Source organism: Verrucomicrobium sp. GAS474, from assembly GCF_900105685.1.
Taxonomy (GTDB): domain Bacteria; phylum Verrucomicrobiota; class Verrucomicrobiia; order Methylacidiphilales; family GAS474; genus GAS474.
This window is the reverse complement of the sequence record NZ_LT629781.1, coordinates 65,194-81,198: the sequence shown is the minus strand read 5'-3', so window position 1 is coordinate 81,198 and position 16,005 is coordinate 65,194. Positions and strand designations below refer to the sequence as shown.

The following is a 16,005-nucleotide window of genomic DNA, read 5'->3' as shown; positions in this document are numbered from 1 at the left end:
GCATGAAGGTCTCCCTCTTCGTTCCCTGCTTCGTCAACCAGCTCTATCCCCATGCGGCGATGGCGGCGGCGCAGGTGATCGAGGGGCTCGGCCACGCCGTCGCCGTGCCGGAGGGGCAGACCTGCTGCGGGCAGCCCGCGTTCAACTCCGGCTACTGGGACGAGGCTCGCCCCGTCGGGCTCCAGATGCTGAAGGCGTTCCGCGACGCCGACGTCGTCGTCGGCATCGGGGGCTCGTGCTCGGCGATGGCGAAGAAATTCATGCCGGAGCTCTTCCACGGCACCCCGCACGAGGCCGAGGCGGTCGCCCTCTCGGAGAAGACGTGGGAGTTCTCCGAGTTCCTCGTCCGGAAGCTCGGCGTCGACGACGTCGGCGCCCGCTTCGAGGGGAAGGTGACCTTCCACGACGGCTGCCACGGCCTCCGCGAGCTCGACCTGAAGGCCCCGCCCCGGGTCCTCCTCGGCAAGGTGCGCGGCCTCGAGCTCGTCGAGATGAAGGAGGCCGAGACCTGCTGCGGCTTCGGCGGCGCCTTCGCCGTGAAATTCGCCGCGATCTCGACCGCGATGGCCGAGGTGAAGTGCGAGTCGATCCTCGAGTTGAAGGCCGAGGGCATCCGGGGCGTTGTCTCGAACGACCTCAGCTGCCTCATGCAGATTACCGGCTGGCTCGAGAAACAGGGGAAGCCGGTCCGCGGGATGCACCTCGCCGAGGTCCTGGCTTCCCGGTAATCCCATGACCGGCTTCGAGAAAATCTTCCGGCACGACATCCGCGAGACGACCGCCGACGTCCCGCGCCGGACCTTCGTCCGCCGGGCGCTCTCCGGCTACTTCGCGAAACGCTACCTGATCCAGGACGCCTACGCCGACTGGCAGGCGGCCCGGAGCGTCGCCTCGGCGGTGAAGTTCAACGCCGTCAACCACCTCGCCGAACACCTCGAGACGTTCACGAAGCAGGCCGAGGCGCGGGGGACGAAGGTCTTCTTCGCCTCCAACGGGAAGCAGGCCCGGGACTACGTCTCGGCCCTCTGCCGCGAGAAGGGGGTCCGCTCGATCGTGAAGGCGAAGACGATGACCGGCGAGGAGATCCACCTCAACGAGGCGCTGGAACACGAGGGCTACCGCGTCGTCGAGTCCGACCTCGGCGAGTTCATCGTCCAACTCCGCAAGGAGGCTCCCTACCACTTCGTCTTCCCCTGCATGCACCTGAAGCGGGAGGAGATCCGCGAGACCTTCGAGAAATCGATCGGCGGGATCACCAGCGACGAGCCCGAGGCCCTCACGATGGTCGCCCGGCGCGTCCTGCGTCAGGAATTCGTCAAGGCCGACCTCGGCATCAGCGGCGGGAACTTCCTCGTCGCCGAGACGGGCCAGGTCTCGATCACCGAGAACGAGGGGAACGCCCGCCTCACCTGCGCCCTCCCGCGCATCCACGTCGCCCTCGTCGGGATCGAGAAGGTGGTGCCCCGGTTCGAGGATCTGGCCCTCTTCCTCCCGATGCTCGGCACCGCCGGGGCGGGGCAGAACCTCACCGGGTACAACACCCTCTACTCCGGCCCCCGCCAGCCCGGGGAGACCGACGGGCCGGAGGAATTCCACGTCATCCTCCTCGACAACCACCGGACCCGCCTCCTCGCCGACCCCGAGCAGCGCGACGCGCTCCACTGCATCCGTTGCGGGGCCTGCCTCAACGTCTGCCCGATCTTCAAGAACATCGGCGGCCACGCCTACGGGACGACCTACCAGGGGCCGATCGGCTCCGTCATCACGCCCCACCTGCGCGGCCTCCAGGACTGGAAGCACCTCTCCTCGGCCTCCTCCCTCTGCGGGGCCTGCACTGAGACCTGCCCGGTGAAGATCGACCTCCACCACCACCTCCTCCGCAACCGCCGCAACGCCGTGAAGGAACAAGGCACGTGGTGGGAGCGGCTCCTCTTCCGGGGCTTCGGCTTCGCCGCCTCCCATGCGGGGCTCTTCCGCCTCGGCTCGGCCCTCGCCGTCCCGGCGCTGAAGGTGCAGGCGCTCTTCTCGGGGAAATGGTTCGACCCCGCCGCCCTCTGGACGAAGAGCCGGACCCTCCCGCCTCCGCCGTCGAAGACGTTCCAGCAGCTCTGGGCCGAGCGTGAGGCACAAAAACAGAAGGAGAGGAAATGAGCCTCCCTCCCTCCGATAAGGACGCCGTCCTCGCCCGCGTCCGCGAGGCCCTCCGCCTCCCGGCCCGCATCCCCCACGTCGAGGGATCGGTCTCCGACACCATTCCGCTCCTCCCCTCGAAGAGGGAAGTGACCCGCTGGCTCCCCGCCGTGGGACCGACCTTCGAGGAGCGGTTCGCCCTCTTCGCGGCGCAGGCCGCGGCGTTGAAGGCCGAGGTGATCCGGGTCGCCACGCCCGACGACGTTCCCCTCTGCCTCGCCCAGCTGGCGAAGGACGAGGGATGGGAGACGTCGAAGCCCGGGGCGATTGCGGCCCATCCCGGCCTCCATTCCCAGGCCGTCGTCGAGAAGGCGGGCTTCATCCCCTTCCTCGTCGTTTCCGGCTACGACAAGGCGGCGCTGGAGGGATGCGTGGCGGGCGTCACGGCGTGCGAGGCCCTCGTCGCGCAGACGGGATCGGTCCTGGTGACGTCGAAAGAATCGGGGGGCCGGGCCCTGACCGTCCTTCCTCCCCATCACGTCGTCGTGGCGACGGCGGCCCAGTTGGTTCCCGACCTCCCCGCCGCGTTCGAGCGGCTGCGCGAAGTCCACGGGAAAGCCCTCCCGAGCATGATCTCCTTCATCACCGGCCCGAGCCGGACCGGCGATATCGAGCGGATCCTCGTCCTCGGCGCGCATGGCCCGAAGAGGCTGACGATTCTCTTCGTCGGTTAGCCTAGGCGGGGACAGGCTCAGCTCAGCAACGTATTGATGTCCTTCCGCGTGAGAAGCGCATTCACGTTGATCAACGTGATCGTCTTCTTCTCCCGGCCTTCGCCGATGCGGGAGATGCCGGCGAATTCCCCCGGCAGGCCGTTCCGCAGGGTGTAGGGGGTCTCGAGGATCGTCTCGTGGGGGAGGATGAGGACATCGTCGATCCCGTCGATCAGGAAGCCCGCCGCGAGGGTCCGCCCGTCGGGGGGGGTGATGTGGGCGATGAGGACCGAGCTGCGGTGGTCGTTCTTCTTTTCCCGGACGTTGAGGCGGCGGCGGAGGTCGATGACGGGGAGGAAATTCCCGCGGACCTCGAGGATGCCGAGGGCGTAGGAGGGCATCGGCCCGACGGTGATGATGTTCTCGACGAGGGCGATCTCCTGGATCTTCTGGAGGAGGATGCCGTAGAACTCCCCGGCGAGCTCGAAGACCAGATATTTTCCGGCGAGGGAGGAGGAGGGTGCCGAGCCGAAGGAATTTTCGTTCTGACGATTTCCAAAGAGTTTCATAAGCGGGGCAGGTGGAGGTTTCCTAACGCTTCGAGCCTTTTTTGGTTTTTTCGGGCTTTCAGCGACGTTTTCCATCATGCGCCCAAACGGCTTTTTTGTGAATGGAGTCATCTACTCGCGCCTTTCCCGGGCTCCTACCTGCGGGCTCTTACTCAGAGAGAACTGAGCAGGAGAGGGGATTCATCGCACTTGCCCCGGGGGAGGGCTCGCCTTACACTTTTATCGACTTGTTCCGCTTCCGCCGTGAAAACGGCAAGCCACCCAGAGGGGAGGGGAACCGGTCGCAACCCTTCCGACGCCATGTCCTCCCTCCTCTTTGAATCCTACCGCGCGACCGAGGAGGCGCGCGACGAGTGGAAGGGCGGCGTCCCCGGCGTCGAGCAGGCCTACGGCCACATCGAGAACGTCCTGTCGAACCGCTCCCCCGCCGAGATCGAGCGGCTGACCCGTCGCGCCCACGAGTTCATGCGGGAGCACGGCATCACCTTCAACGTCTACAACGACAAGACGAGCACTGAGCGGATCCTCCCCTTCGACCTCTTCCCCCTCACGATCCCCGCCAACGAGTGGGGGCAGCTCCAGGCCGGCATCTCCCAGCGGATCCGGGCGTGGAACCTCTTCCTCCGCGACCTCTACGGCCCGCAGGAGATCCTCCGCGCGGGCGTCCTCCCCTACGAGATCATCTACAGCGATCCCCGCTACCTCCGGGAATGCGTCGGCGTGAAGGTGATCAAGGACATCTACATCCACGTCGCCGCCGTCGACCTCTTCCGCAATTCCCTCGGCCAGTGGCTCGTCTTCGAGGACCATCTCTCCAACGCCACCGGGGCGAGCTACGCGCTGCAGAACCGCCGCGCGCTCAGCCAGCTCTGCCCGGAGCTGCTGGAGGGGCAGAACGTCACGCCGCTCCACAACTACGGGACCCAGCTCCTCGAGACGCTTCTCTCGGTCACCCCGACGGGGCGGTCGAACTCCCGCGCCGTCCTCCTCTCCCCCGGCACGTTCAACGAGGCCTATTACGACCACTCGACCCTCGCGCGGCAGATGGGCATCCCCCTCGTCCAGGGCGGCGACCTCATCGTCCTCGACAACCACCTCTACCTGAAGACGATCGCCGGGCTCGAGCGGGTCGAGGTCATCTATCGCCGCCTCGACAGCGATTTCATCGACCCGATCACCTTCCGCTCGAACAGCATCCTCGGCGTCCCCGGCCTCGTCTCGTGCGTCCGCAAGGGGACGGTGACGATCGCCAACGCGCTGGGCGCCGACATCGCCGACAACCGCGCCCTCCACGCCTACATCCCCGGCATCATCGAGTTCTACCTCAACGAGCGGATGCTCCTCCCCTCCGTCGCCACGTGGGTCTGCCGCGACGTCGACGTCCGGGAGCAGGTCTACGGGAACTGGGACCGCCACGTCATCAAGGAGGTCGTCAACCGCTCCCCGAAGAGCGTCTGGGTCGGCAAGGACCTCGACGAGAAGGGCCGCGAGGAGCTGAAGGCGAAGATCGAGGCCGATCCCGGCGGCTACATCGCCCAGCCCCTCATCCAGTTCTCGACCGCGCCGACGTGGACCGGCTCCTCGCTGGAGCCCCGGCACGTCGGCATCCGCGCCTTCGTCCTGAACAACGGGACGCCGCTCGTCACCCCCTGCGTCCTCACCCGCTACGCGAACTCGGCCGACTCCCTCGTCATCTCCTCCGGCGCGGGCGGCGGGAGCAAGGACACCTGGATCCTCCGCGGCGCGAACCGCGAGGGGGAATCGGCCGCCGTCGTCGCCTCCCTCCGGGACCGGGACGATGCCGAGCGGATGCCCCTCGGCAGCCGCTCCGCCGACAGCCTCTACTGGATCGGCCGCTACACGGAGAGGGCGGAAGGGACCACCCGGCTCCTCCGGGTCATCCAGCAGCTCCGCCTCGAGGGGGAGGCCTTCCAGGACCCCCGTTCCTGGCAACCCTTGTGGGAGGCCCTCGCCACCGCCACGGGCCATCCGACGAGCTTCTTCAAGAAGGCGACGATCCAGAAGAACGCCGCCCTCGCCCAATACGTCCTCCTCGACGAGGAGAATCCGGCCTCGACCTTTTCCTGTCTCCGGTTCTGCCGCCAGAACGCCTACCAGATCCGCGAGGCGCTGCCGCCCGAGGTCTGGGCGACGCTCAACGGCCTCTGCCTCGACCTCTTCCAGTCGGCGGAGCAGAAGAACACCCCGGCCATCGTCGAGCGGCTCCAGTCCCTCCAGCTCCAGGACGGCCTGCTGACCCAGCTCGACGAGCTCAGCGGCTGCGTCGAGAAGCACATGCTCCACAACGAGGCGTGGCATTTCTGGCAGATCGGCCGCTACCTGGAGCGGGGCCTCCTCACCGCCCTCGCCCTGCGCCAGCTCTTCATGAAGGGGGCCGACGAATCGCGCCTCGCCTCCGCTTCGAACGCCTCGTCGGCGGGCGGCGAGGATTACCTCGACGCCCTCCTCCGCATGCTGGCCGGGCAGTACGCCTACCGGAGCTTCTACCGCCGCCGCCCCGTCGCCTCCCACGTGGCCCGGCTCCTCATCCAGGACGGGGAATTCCCCCGCTCCATTGTCTTCTGCCTCGATTCCCTCCAGACCTCCCTCCAGGCCGTCTTCGGGGACAAGAAGGGCCAGGCCCGCGCCGACACGCCCCTCCATTACTGCCACCACCTCGTCAGCGAGCTGATGTTCGCCGATGTCGCCGCCTACTTCCCGGCCCCCGTCGTCGGCGAGGACGGCGTCGAGCGGGTCATCTCCGATTCCCAGGCCCGGGCCACCGCCCGGAACCGCGCGAAGGCCTTCGACGAGTGGATCCAGAACATCATCAAGCGGCTCTTCAACCTCGGCACCCTCGTCTCCGACCACTACCTGAACCACCAGGCGGCGACCCCGATCCGCTCCCACCTGCTGGCGCCCTAGTTTTTTCCCGCAATGAAGTTCCGCATCGTCCACAGCACCGAATACGAGTACTCGGCCCCCGCCATCGAGTGTTACAGCGAGCTCCGCGTCCGCCCTCGGAACACGATGCGGCAGGTCATCACCGACCAGGTCACCGAGGTCTCCCCCCGCGTGCCGCTCGAGGTCTTCACCGACTACTGGGGCAACGCGGCCGAATCGCTCTCCGTCCCCTTCCGGCACAAGCGCCTCATCGTCACCTCCCGCTGCACCGTCCAGACCCGCCCCGTCGGGAACCCGATCGCGGGCCTCGACCTCTCCGTCAGCGAGGCCGTCCACCTCTATCATCCCCGGCGTCGGGAACTCTACGACTTCCTGATGCCCTCCCACCACGTCCCGATCACGAAGGAGATCCGGGACTTCGCCCGCGCCCACGTCGATCCGCGCGAGTCGTTCACCCCGGCCCTCCTCCGTCTCAACGAGACGATCTTCAGGACCTTCAAATACCAGCCCGGCGCGACGACGATCAGCACCCCGCTCAACGAGGTCATCGCGACGAAGAAGGGGGTCTGCCAGGACTTCGCCCACCTCCTCATCGGCATTCTCCGCGCCTCGGGGATACCGGCCCGCTACGTCAGCGGCTATATCGAGACCGATTCCCAGGCCGCCGCCTCCCTCGGGGGCGGCCATGCCAACGGCCACGGCAATGGCCATGCCCATCGGGGAGGGGACCTGCTCGGTGCCTCGTCCCGGCTCTCCGGCCTTGCCCATCCGAAGGAGACGCCGGGCGACCACGATCCCCTGATCGGCGCGACGGCGAGCCACGCGTGGGTCGAGGTCTGCGCGCCGAACGGCATCTGGGTCGGCCTCGATCCGACGAACAACCAGATCGAGGGGGAGCGCCACGTCCAGATCGGCATCGGCCGGGACTACGCCGACGTGCCGCCCCTGCGGGGCGTCTTCAAGGGGGCCCAGAAGCAGGTCCTCTCGGTCAAGGTCACCGTCGCCCGGACGCCGGGCGGAGAGGGCGCGGAATGACGCGGAAGACGCAGCAGCCGAATCCGACTTCCTCCAAGCGCGGTTCCCTGGCCCAGGCGGGAATCGCCGTCGACCGGAAGCTCGCCGCCCTCGGCGTCGCCCTCACCGTCGGCGGGGAGCCGACCTTCGTCGCCGTCGATCACGAGCATCCGGAGTGGAACTTCGCCGCCCTCGGGCCGACCAAGCGGGCCTTCGGCCGCCGCCTCGCCGCCAATCTCCGCCGCCGCCTCGATACCGCCGGTTCCGGCTGCCTCGTCACCCACACGATGGGGAAGCAATATCCCGGCGAGGTCCTCCCCCGCTGGCTCATCGGCCTCCACTGGCGCGAGGGCGCGCCGGGCCGCCCTGCGGAGCCCTTCGGCGTCGCCTCGGGCGACGATTTCTTCCGCTTCGATTCGGAGCCGGTCCAGAAGCCCGCCGCGGCGGAGAAGCTCGCCCGCGCCCTCCCCGCCGTCCTCGGCCTCCGGGGGGTCGCGATGCGGCCCGCCTTCGAGGACCCCGTCGAGATCCTCCGCCAGGCCGGCGAAGAAAAGGGCCGCCGCTGCGCCCCCCTCTTCAGCCCCGGCGCGAAACGCTTCCTCCCCGCGAAGGGCGGCCTCTCGCCCGAGATCCTCGAGCGCCTCACCCGCCCTTCGGGCTGGGTCCTCCCGCTCGACGGCGGGAAGGGAAAGTGGACCTCGCCCCGGTGGGCGTTGCCGGAACCCGGCGATATCGTCCTCTGGCCCGGCCAGAGCCCGCTCGGCCTCCGCCTCCCGCTGAACCTCCTTCCCCCGGACGCGCCCCGCCGCGCGCTCACCGTCGAGGTCCGCGAGGGGGAACTCAGCATCTTCCTCCCGCCCGTCGAGACTTTCGCCGACTACCTCGACCTCCTCGCCGCCGTCGAGGGCTGCGTGAAGCGGCTGAAGCTCGGCCCCGTCGTGATCGAGGGCTACACCCCGCCGAACGACGAGACCCTCACCCGCCTCAACGTCATCGCCGACCCCGGCGTCCTCGAGATCAACCTCCCTCCGCGTGCCGACTTCCCCGGCTACGCGCGGCTGGTCGAGACCCTCTATGCGGCGGCGGAGGAGAGCGGCCTCCGCGCCTCCCGCTACCAATACACGGGCCGGAAGGTCGGCACCGGCGGCGGCGCCCACATCCTCCTCGGCGGGCCGACGTACGACCGGAGCCCCTTCTTCCTGAAGCCGACGCTCCTCTCCAGCTTCGTCCGCTACTTCCAGCACCATCCCTCCCTCTCCTACCTCTTCACCGGCCTCTTCACCGGCCCCTCCTCGCAGGCCCCCCGGATCGACGAGTCGGCCTACGAGGTCCCCTACGAGATGGAGATCGCCCTGCGCGGCGTCGAGCGGATGGGGAGCCCGGCCAATCGCCACCTGCTCGACCTGATGCTCCGCAATCTCCTCATGGACACCGTGGGGAACACCCACCGGGCCGAGATCAGCATCGACAAGCTCTGGAACCCCTACGCGCCGAACGGCTGCCTCGGCCTCGTCGAGTTCCGCGCCTTCGAGATGCCGCCCGCCCCGGCGATGCTCGCCGCCTCGGTCGCCCTCCTGCGGGGCCTCGCCGCCGTCTTCCTGGAGCATCCCTACACCGAGCCTCTGAAACGGTGGGGCGTCGAGCTCCACGACCGCTACGCCATGCCCCACTTCCTCCGGGAAGACTTCGCCGGGGTCCTCGCCTTCCTCAACGGCCACGGCATCCCGCTGGAGATGGCCCACTTCGACGGCTGGTTCGCCTTCCGCTTCCCCGTCGTCGGCGAGGTGGCGTTCCGGGACGCTCGCGATCCGCAGGCCAAGGCCAAAGCCAAAATCGAGCACCGGATCGAGCTCCGGCAGGCCATCGAGCCGTGGCCGGTCCTCGGGGAAGCCCCCTCGGGCGGCGGCACCTCGCGGAGCGTCGATTCGTCGACCGACCGCCTCCAGGTCACCATCCCCGATCCCGACGGCGATTGGGCCTCGAGGTATTGCTTCCTCGCCGCCGGCGTCCCACTCTCTTTCTGCCCGACGGTGATCGACGGGCGGAAGATGCTCCTCGGGGCGGTCCGCTACCGGATGTTCTACCGCGTCCCCGGCCTCCAGCCCCATATCTCCTCCCACTCGCCGCTCGATTTCGAGGTCGTCGACCTTGCCGACTTCCGCGTCGTCGCCGCCGCCCGGCTCCTGAACTGGAAGCCCGACAACCAGAACTACGCCGGGCTCCCCCAGACCGAGGAGGAGGCCCGCGTCCGCGTCGCCGAGCGTTTCCGCCGGACCGACGGCACCGTCGGCGAGCTCCGCTACCTCCCGAAGCGGGAGAAGCCCTTCGAGTCCCTCTACACCACCGACCTCCGTTTCGCCGGATAAGGAAGGAGGCACGGGTTTGAGGCGCGAGACCCTGTTCTTCCTTCTCTCCGCGGCGATCCACGCGGTCGTCCTGCTCGTCGTCGGATGCACGTGGAGCCGCCTCCACCGGCGCGAGTCGGTCGGCGTCGTTCCCGGAGTCAGCTCGCTCCGGGTCGTCACCGTGCGGGCGCAGCCCGCGGCGACCCTCCCGCCGCCACCCGACGCGCCGAGCCCCCGGCCCGCCTCCCGCCAGGCCGTGCCCGAGGAAAAGAGGCCGACGCCGCCCTCCTCGCCGCAGAACGGAGCGATCACCCCCTCCCGGCCCGATGCCCTCCACAACGCCCCGCCGCCCTATCCCGAGGCGGCACGGGCGCGCGGTATCGAGGGGACGGCGATGGTCCTCGTCCGCGTCGGGCGCGACGGCGCGGCGCGGGAGGTGACCCTGGCCTCCAGCAGCGGGTCGGCGCTCCTCGACGCGGCGGCCGTGGAGGCCGTCCGTCTGTGGCGCTTCCGCCCGGCCTCGCTCGGCGGCCTCGCCGTCGAGTCGCTCGTCGAGATTCCGGTCTGCTTCCGCCTGAATCGTTAGGTCCTTCCCTGGGCGGAGCCGGGAAGAAGGGGGAAATGTCATCGTTTCTCCTACGCCGGGGTTATCTTTTTTCCCACGCGCGAATGCGCCGTCCTCCGATAGCGGCGTCTCGTCCTCCTGATAGGTTGGTATCCGTCGCGGGGCTGAATTCCCGCTTTCAAGTTTCCAACGCTCACAAGGCTCAACAACGCATCACGAAAGAAAACGAACTATGAAAAACTGGACTATCGGCCGTCGCATCATCGTCGGCTTCGGCATTCTCATCGCGATCATCGCGGTCATGGGCACCCTCATCGGCCAGGGCGTCCTCGACATCCGCAAGAACCTGAAGGTGGTCGTGCAGGAGGCGATTCCGAGGGTCGATCTCCTCATGGAGTTCCGCTCCGACACCGTTTCGGCCCACCGCGCGCTCTTCCGCATGGCGATCGCCGACAACACGGCCGAGGTCCCCGAGCTGGCCGCGAAGCTGGCCGACGCGCGGGCCACCGCCGAGACGGCTTGGGCCCGCTACCGGAAGGATTTCGTCGTTTCCGGCGAGGCGGAGGAGCCGCTTGCCAAGACGAGCGACCTCGCCTGGCAAACCTATGAGGGGCAGCTCGATGTCGCCCTGGACCTCGCCCAAAAGGGCGAATTCAAGGAAATCCAGCTGATGCTCCGCGGCGGGACGCTGACCCAGGCCTTCAATCGTCTTTATTCGAGCCTGCAGGAGGAAATCGCCTTCAATAAGACCGTCACGAAGCAGGACACCAGCGCCTGCATCGCCATCTCGGAGCGGACGCTCGTCGTGACGCTCGTCTGCCTCGGGCTCGCGATGGGGGCGGCGATCGGGACGGCCGTCATCATCGTCCAGGGCGTCACCCGCTCCCTGCGGCAGATCGGCGACGTGCTGGAGATCAGCTCCGATTGCCTCTCCAATGTGGCCAGCGAGGTTGCCGGGAACAGCCAGAACCTCGCCGACGGCGCGAGCCGCCAGGCGGCCAGCCTCGAGGAAACCTCGGCCAGCCTGGAGGAGATCTCCAGCATGACTTCGCGCAATGTCGACGGAGCGGGCCAGGCCAAGGAAACCTCGACGAAGACCCGCGACGCCGCCGAGGTCGGCCTCGTCCGGACCCGCGAAATGCGGGAGGCGATGGCCACGGTCGAGAGTTCGAGCCATGAGATGCTCGAGGCCCTCGACGGCATCCGCAAGTCGGGCGACGAGGTCTCGAAGATCATCAAAACCATCGACGAGATCGCGTTCCAGACGAACATCCTCGCCCTGAACGCCGCCGTCGAGGCCGCCCGCGCCGGGGAAGCCGGGGCCGGATTCGCCGTCGTCGCCGAGGAAGTCCGCTCCCTCGCCCAGCGGAGCGCCGACGCCGCCAAGGAGACGGCCCGGATCATCGAGATCTCCCTCGGCCAGGGGAACCGGACCATCGAGGTGAACCAGCGGGTGCAGGACGGCATCGCCTCCGCCTCCCGGACCTCGGAGTCGGTCGGCGAGAGCCTGGGCCGGATCGTCGAGCTGGTGCGCGATGTCGACGGCCTCGTCTCCTCGATCACCGTCGCCTCCTCCGAGCAGAAGCAGGGTCTCCAGCAGGTGACGACGGCGATGAGCCACATCGACGGCATCACCCAGACCACCGCCGCCGGGGCCGAAGAGGCCGCCGCCGTCGCCGCCGAGCTGAGCAACCAGACCGGCGAGCTCCGCAAGGCGATCGGAGGCCTCCTCCTCCTCATCGGCTGGAACGACCGCAACCGGCGGAAAGTCGAGGTCGCCATCGCCCCCGGCACCGACAAGCGGCGCTTCGCCGCCCTCCGTCCGTCGAACCGCTCCCTCGCTGCGAGCCAGCGCGGGACGGCCGCCCTGATCGGCGCCCGGCGCGTGAGCCCGATGAAGGTGGCGGCTCACTAGGACGCGTCCCACGCCTCCCGGAAAATAACGTAAAACCGAATGTCATCCTTTATCCCACACCCGAATGTCCCGACCGCCGATAGGCGGCGGGCGGCGGGGCGGTAGGATCGAGGGATCGATGGAAGAGCGCCCCATGACGATTTTGATCACGAAGAAAGCACAAGCCACCCCAAGCCTCGAAAGCACCGAAACCCACGCCGACGCCAACCCGGAGAAACACGATGAACTTCAACGACGGATTCGAACTGAACGCGAAAGAAACGCCCTGCCCGCCGCAAGGCCAGCCCGCCGCGAGCGCCGAAATCGCGCAGCCCTGGTGGATGTCGGGGATGGAGGAGTGGATCGAGCTGAACGACGAGCCGCTCCGGGCCGACATGGCGTGGGAAGCCGAGCCCCCGAGCCTTTTCTCGAGGAAACTCTGGCTGCGCTGAGGGCCTTCGTCCTCGGCTCGGGGCGGTCCTTGCCCTAGGCGGGGATTCGCCCTACCGTTGGCGGGTGAGTATTCCGATCACGCCCGGCCTTCTGCTTCCCGAGGATTGCCCCACCCCGGCGATCCTCGACGAGAACGACGACTTCCTCGTCGTCGACAAGCCGGCGAACCTCCTCTCCCATCCGACCCGCCTCGACGGCCAGCCCTCCCTCATCACCTGGCTCCGGGCGATCCGGCCCGACGCCTACCTGACCCTCCTCCATCGCCTCGACCGGGAGACGAGCGGGGTCATCCTGGTGGCGAAGCATCCGGCGACGGTCAACGCGATCAGCCGCCTCATGGAAGGCCGCCAGATCGAGAAGGAATACGAGGCGGTCTGCTGGGGCGCGATGGGGATGGACTACGTCGAGATCGATGCCCGCCTCGGCTTCGTCGGCATCTCCGAGGCGAACCCGGTGAAGATCAAGCAGGGCGTCGTCCTTGAGCCCGAGGGTGCGGCGGCCCACACGAAGGTCTGGCGGGTCGCCTCCGGAGGCGGTTTCTCTCATCTCCGCATCCAGCCGAAGACGGGACGTCTCCACCAGATCCGGGTCCATCTCTCCCTGGTCTCCCTGCCGGTCGTCGGGGACAAGATCTACGGGCCCGACGCGCAGCATTTCCTCACCTTCATCGATACCGGCTGGACGCCCGAGCTGGAACGGGCGCTCCTCCTCCCGCGCCACGCGCTCCATGCCTGCCGCCTCCGGTTCCGCTGGGGGGCGCGGGATTACGAGGTGAAGGCCCCGCTCCCCGCCGATCTCCGCGCGTTCATCGCGGCGCGGATCACGACGCCGGTTTCTCCCGCTGCATGAAGGGGAAGACGGCCTGCGTCGACGGCGGCACCAGCCCCGAGACGGCGAGTCCCAGCAGCCGCAGGGGCCGGTTCACCAGCCGGTGTTTCGCGAGGATGAGGCAGGCGATGCGGTAGAGTTCCCCCGCCTCGGCAATCGGATCGGGGAGGCTCAGCTGGCGGGTCAGGGTGGTGAAGTCGCCATAGCGGATCTTCACTTGGACGGTCTTTGCCGCCATCGCCTCGTTCGCCAGCGATCCGGCGATTTCCTCGGCCTGTTCCCGGAGGGTGCGGCGGAGGAGGGGACGGTCGTCGCTGTCGCGCTCGAAGGTGGTCTCGCTCCCGATGCTCCGCATGAGCGTCTCGCGGTCGAGGGGCCGGTCGTCCTCGCCGAAGGCGTAGGCGGCAAGGGTCGCCGCATAGGAGCCGACGAGAGCGCGGAGGTCGCCCGGGGCCTCGGTGACGTAATCCTGGATGTCGCCGACGGTGCGGAGGCCGCTCGACTCGAGGACCTCGGCGGTCGCCCGCCCGACGCCGTGGAGGACGCCGGCTTTCAGGGGGCGGAGGAAGGCCGCCTTTTCCCTTTCCGGGACGAGGAGGAGGCCGTCGGGCTTGCCCGAATCGCTCGCGATCTTCGCGATCAGCTTGTTCCCGCCGACGCCGATGGTGGCGGCGAGGCCCCGTTCCTCCCGGATCCGTTCCTTCATCTTCCGGGCGATGGGGAGGGCGGCGGCGAGGGCCTCGTCGTGGCCCATCCCGCTCCCCTCGAAGCGGGGGGAGAGATCGAGGTAGGCCTCGTCGACCGAGACCTGCTCGACGATGGCGACCTCGTCGACCGAGGCGAGGATCTCCATGATCCGGTGCGATTCGTCCCGGTAGGCCTCCATCCGGGGGCGGACGAAGATCCCCTCGGGACAGAGCCGGGCCGCCGTCCGGGAGGGCATCGCCGAACGGACGCCGAAGGGGCGGGCCTCGTAGCTGGCGGCGCAGACGACGCCCCGGCGGTCGGGCGGCGCGCCGACGATCACCGGCTTGCCGCGCAGTTCTGGGTGGTCCCGCTGCTCCACGGAGGCGTAGAACGCATCCATGTCGAGGTGGAAGATGACCCGGGGCATTCCGTTATTTTAACCCAAGCCGGGGCGGGTGCAGCTTGAAAAAGTTATACATCGGGATAAAACTCTGAAATGGATCTGGATGCCGCCTCCCAAGATCGCCGTCATGTCTGGCATCCCTTTACCCCGTTGGACGAATGGGAGGCGGAAGGATTCCATCCTGTCGTCATCGCCGAGGGGAGGGGGGCGGTCCTGATCGACGAGGCGGGGACCGAATACCTCGACGGCAATTCCTCCATCTGGACGAACCTTCACGGGCACAGCCATCCGAAGCTCGTCGCCGCCGTCCAGGCCCAGGCGGCGAAGCTGGCCCACGCCTCCTACCTCGGCCTCGCCCACGCCCCGGGGGCGGCGCTGGGCGCGGCGCTCTGCCGCCATTTCGATTTCGAGGACGGACGGGTCTTCTATAGCGACGACGGCTCGACGGCGATCGAGGCGGCGCTGAAGATCGCGTTCCAGTATTTCCGCCAGAACGGCGCGCCGGAGCGGACCCGGTTCATCGGCCTCGGCGGCGGCTACCATGGCGACACGGTCGGGGCGATGAGCCTCGGCCAGTCGGCCTCGTTCCACGAGACCTTCGGGCCCCTCCTCTTCGCGCGGGAGACGGTCCCTTCCCCCGCCTGCTATCGCTGCCCCTTCAACCGGGCCGAGCCGGAGAAGCAGGACGCCCGGCTTTACGCGAAGTGCCGCCGCGAATGCATCGCGGCGGTCGGACGGAAGCTCGACGAGGTCGGAGCGGAGACGGCGGCCTTCGTGATCGAGCCCCTCGTCCAGGGCGCGGCGGGGATGACGATGCACCCGCACGGCTACCTGGAGCAGGTCGCCCCCCTCGTCCGCGCGGCGGGGGCGAAGCTGATCGCCGACGAGGTGCTGACCGGCTTCGGGCGCACGGGGACGATGCTCGCCTGCGAGTCCGAGTGGGTCCGGCCCGACCTCGTCGCGCTGGCGAAGGGCCTGACGGGCGGGATGCTCCCGATGGGGGCGACGCTGGTGCGGGAGGAGATCGTCGACGGCTTCCGGGGGGAGGCCTTCGGCCGGACGGGGTTCGAGCGGACGTTCTTCCACGGCCACAGCTACACCGGCAATCCCCTCGGCTGCGCGGCGGCTTTGGCGAACCTGGCGATCTTCGACGAGGAAAAGACGCTCGAAAAGATCGCCGCCGACGGGGCGGTCCTCGAATCGGCCTCCGCCGCGTTCTGGGACCTGCCCCAGACGGGCGACGTCCGCCGGGAGGGGATGATCCTCGCCGTCGAGCTGGTCCGCAACCGGGCGACGCGGGAGCCCTTTGCGCCCGGGGAACGGATCGCCCACCGGATCGGGGAGATCGCGCGCCGGAAGGGCTTGCTCACCCGGGGGCTCGGCGGCACCCTCTTCCTGCTTCCGCCCTACTGCAGTTCCCCGAGAGAGATCGTCCGCATGGTGACGCTCCTCCGGGAAGCGACCGAAGAATTTTTCCAAACCGACGACGCCAAATAAGAG

General features: G+C 68.4%; 13 protein-coding genes. 11 read left to right on the top strand and 2 right to left on the bottom strand.

What is annotated here, in order from left to right; genetic code table 11:
- Positions 1–2: 2 nt before the first annotated feature.
- The 3 genes from BLU04_RS00420 to BLU04_RS00410 are packed head-to-tail and all read left to right on the top strand — an operon-like array spanning position 3 to position 2,864.
- Positions 3–728 (top strand): (Fe-S)-binding protein, encoded by a 726-nt coding sequence (locus BLU04_RS00420; protein ID WP_093280816.1) that lies wholly within the window; start codon positions 3–5, stop codon positions 726–728.
- 4 nt (positions 729–732) lie between these two features.
- Positions 733–2,151 (top strand): LutB/LldF family L-lactate oxidation iron-sulfur protein, encoded by a 1,419-nt coding sequence (locus tag BLU04_RS00415; RefSeq protein WP_093280814.1) that lies wholly within the window; start codon positions 733–735, stop codon positions 2,149–2,151.
- Complete coding sequence (locus BLU04_RS00410; protein ID WP_093280812.1) at positions 2,148–2,864, top strand: lactate utilization protein; 717 nt, start codon at positions 2,148–2,150, stop codon at positions 2,862–2,864. Before BLU04_RS00415 ends, BLU04_RS00410 begins: the two co-directional genes overlap by 4 nt.
- 17 nt (positions 2,865–2,881) lie before the next feature.
- Here BLU04_RS00410 and BLU04_RS00405 read toward each other — a convergent pair whose 3' ends face one another.
- Entirely contained in the window at positions 2,882–3,412 is a 531-nt protein-coding gene (locus BLU04_RS00405; protein ID WP_157894994.1) for a chemotaxis protein CheW, read from the bottom strand.
- A gap of 300 nt (positions 3,413–3,712) precedes the next feature.
- Between BLU04_RS00405 and BLU04_RS00400 the strand changes: the two genes are divergently transcribed.
- The 7 genes from BLU04_RS00400 to BLU04_RS00370 all read left to right on the top strand — a co-directional run bounded on the left by BLU04_RS00400 (position 3,713) and on the right by BLU04_RS00370 (position 13,436).
- Positions 3,713–6,337, top strand: coding sequence for a circularly permuted type 2 ATP-grasp protein (locus tag BLU04_RS00400; protein ID WP_093280808.1), 2,625 nt, complete (start codon positions 3,713–3,715; stop codon positions 6,335–6,337).
- A gap of 12 nt (positions 6,338–6,349) precedes the next feature.
- Entirely contained in the window at positions 6,350–7,351 is a 1,002-nt protein-coding gene (locus tag BLU04_RS00395) for a transglutaminase family protein (RefSeq protein WP_093280806.1), read from the top strand.
- Entirely contained in the window at positions 7,348–9,696 is a 2,349-nt protein-coding gene (locus tag BLU04_RS00390) for a transglutaminase family protein (RefSeq protein ID WP_093280804.1), read from the top strand. Before BLU04_RS00395 ends, BLU04_RS00390 begins: the two co-directional genes overlap by 4 nt.
- Before the next feature lie 16 nt (positions 9,697–9,712).
- Positions 9,713–10,261 carry an energy transducer TonB gene (locus BLU04_RS00385; protein ID WP_093280802.1) on the top strand — a complete coding sequence of 183 codons (549 nt, stop codon included), beginning with the start codon at positions 9,713–9,715 and terminating at the stop codon, positions 10,259–10,261.
- 211 nt (positions 10,262–10,472) lie between these two features.
- Entirely contained in the window at positions 10,473–12,155 is a 1,683-nt protein-coding gene (locus BLU04_RS00380) for a methyl-accepting chemotaxis protein (protein ID WP_093280800.1), read from the top strand.
- A gap of 221 nt (positions 12,156–12,376) precedes the next feature.
- A complete protein-coding gene (locus tag BLU04_RS00375) occupies positions 12,377–12,586 on the top strand; it encodes a hypothetical protein (protein ID WP_093280798.1) in 210 nt (69 codons plus the stop codon).
- A 64-nt stretch (positions 12,587–12,650) separates the two neighbouring features.
- Entirely contained in the window at positions 12,651–13,436 is a 786-nt protein-coding gene (locus BLU04_RS00370) for an RluA family pseudouridine synthase (protein ID WP_231964881.1), read from the top strand.
- Here BLU04_RS00370 and dinB read toward each other — a convergent pair.
- A complete protein-coding gene (gene dinB / locus BLU04_RS00365) occupies positions 13,408–14,529 on the bottom strand; it encodes a DNA polymerase IV (RefSeq protein WP_093280796.1) in 1,122 nt (373 codons plus the stop codon). The two genes, BLU04_RS00370 and dinB, sit on opposite strands and share 29 nt — an antisense overlap.
- A 69-nt stretch (positions 14,530–14,598) precedes the next feature.
- Between dinB and bioA the strand changes: the two genes are divergently transcribed.
- Positions 14,599–16,002, top strand: coding sequence for an adenosylmethionine--8-amino-7-oxononanoate transaminase (gene bioA, locus BLU04_RS00360; protein ID WP_093280793.1), 1,404 nt, complete (start codon positions 14,599–14,601; stop codon positions 16,000–16,002).
- The last annotated feature ends 3 nt before the right edge of the window (positions 16,003–16,005 follow it).

Excerpts from the sequence above, each read along its gene's own strand:
- BLU04_RS00390 (WP_093280804.1), top strand. The coding sequence starts at position 7,348 with ATGACGCGGAAGACGCAGCAGCCGAATCCGACTTCCTCCAAGCGCGGT.
- dinB (WP_093280796.1), bottom strand. The coding sequence starts at position 14,529 with ATGCCCCGGGTCATCTTCCACCTCGACATGGATGCGTTCTACGCCTCC.
- BLU04_RS00405 (WP_157894994.1), bottom strand. The coding sequence starts at position 3,412 with ATGAAACTCTTTGGAAATCGTCAGAACGAAAATTCCTTCGGCTCGGCA.
- bioA (WP_093280793.1), top strand. The coding sequence starts at position 14,599 with ATGGATCTGGATGCCGCCTCCCAAGATCGCCGTCATGTCTGGCATCCC.
- BLU04_RS00395 (WP_093280806.1), top strand. The coding sequence starts at position 6,350 with ATGAAGTTCCGCATCGTCCACAGCACCGAATACGAGTACTCGGCCCCC.
- BLU04_RS00375 (WP_093280798.1), top strand. The coding sequence starts at position 12,377 with ATGAACTTCAACGACGGATTCGAACTGAACGCGAAAGAAACGCCCTGC.
- BLU04_RS00415 (WP_093280814.1), top strand. The coding sequence starts at position 733 with ATGACCGGCTTCGAGAAAATCTTCCGGCACGACATCCGCGAGACGACC.
- BLU04_RS00380 (WP_093280800.1), top strand. The coding sequence starts at position 10,473 with ATGAAAAACTGGACTATCGGCCGTCGCATCATCGTCGGCTTCGGCATT.
- BLU04_RS00400 (WP_093280808.1), top strand. The coding sequence starts at position 3,713 with ATGTCCTCCCTCCTCTTTGAATCCTACCGCGCGACCGAGGAGGCGCGC.
- BLU04_RS00420 (WP_093280816.1), top strand. The coding sequence starts at position 3 with ATGAAGGTCTCCCTCTTCGTTCCCTGCTTCGTCAACCAGCTCTATCCC.
- BLU04_RS00410 (WP_093280812.1), top strand. The coding sequence starts at position 2,148 with ATGAGCCTCCCTCCCTCCGATAAGGACGCCGTCCTCGCCCGCGTCCGC.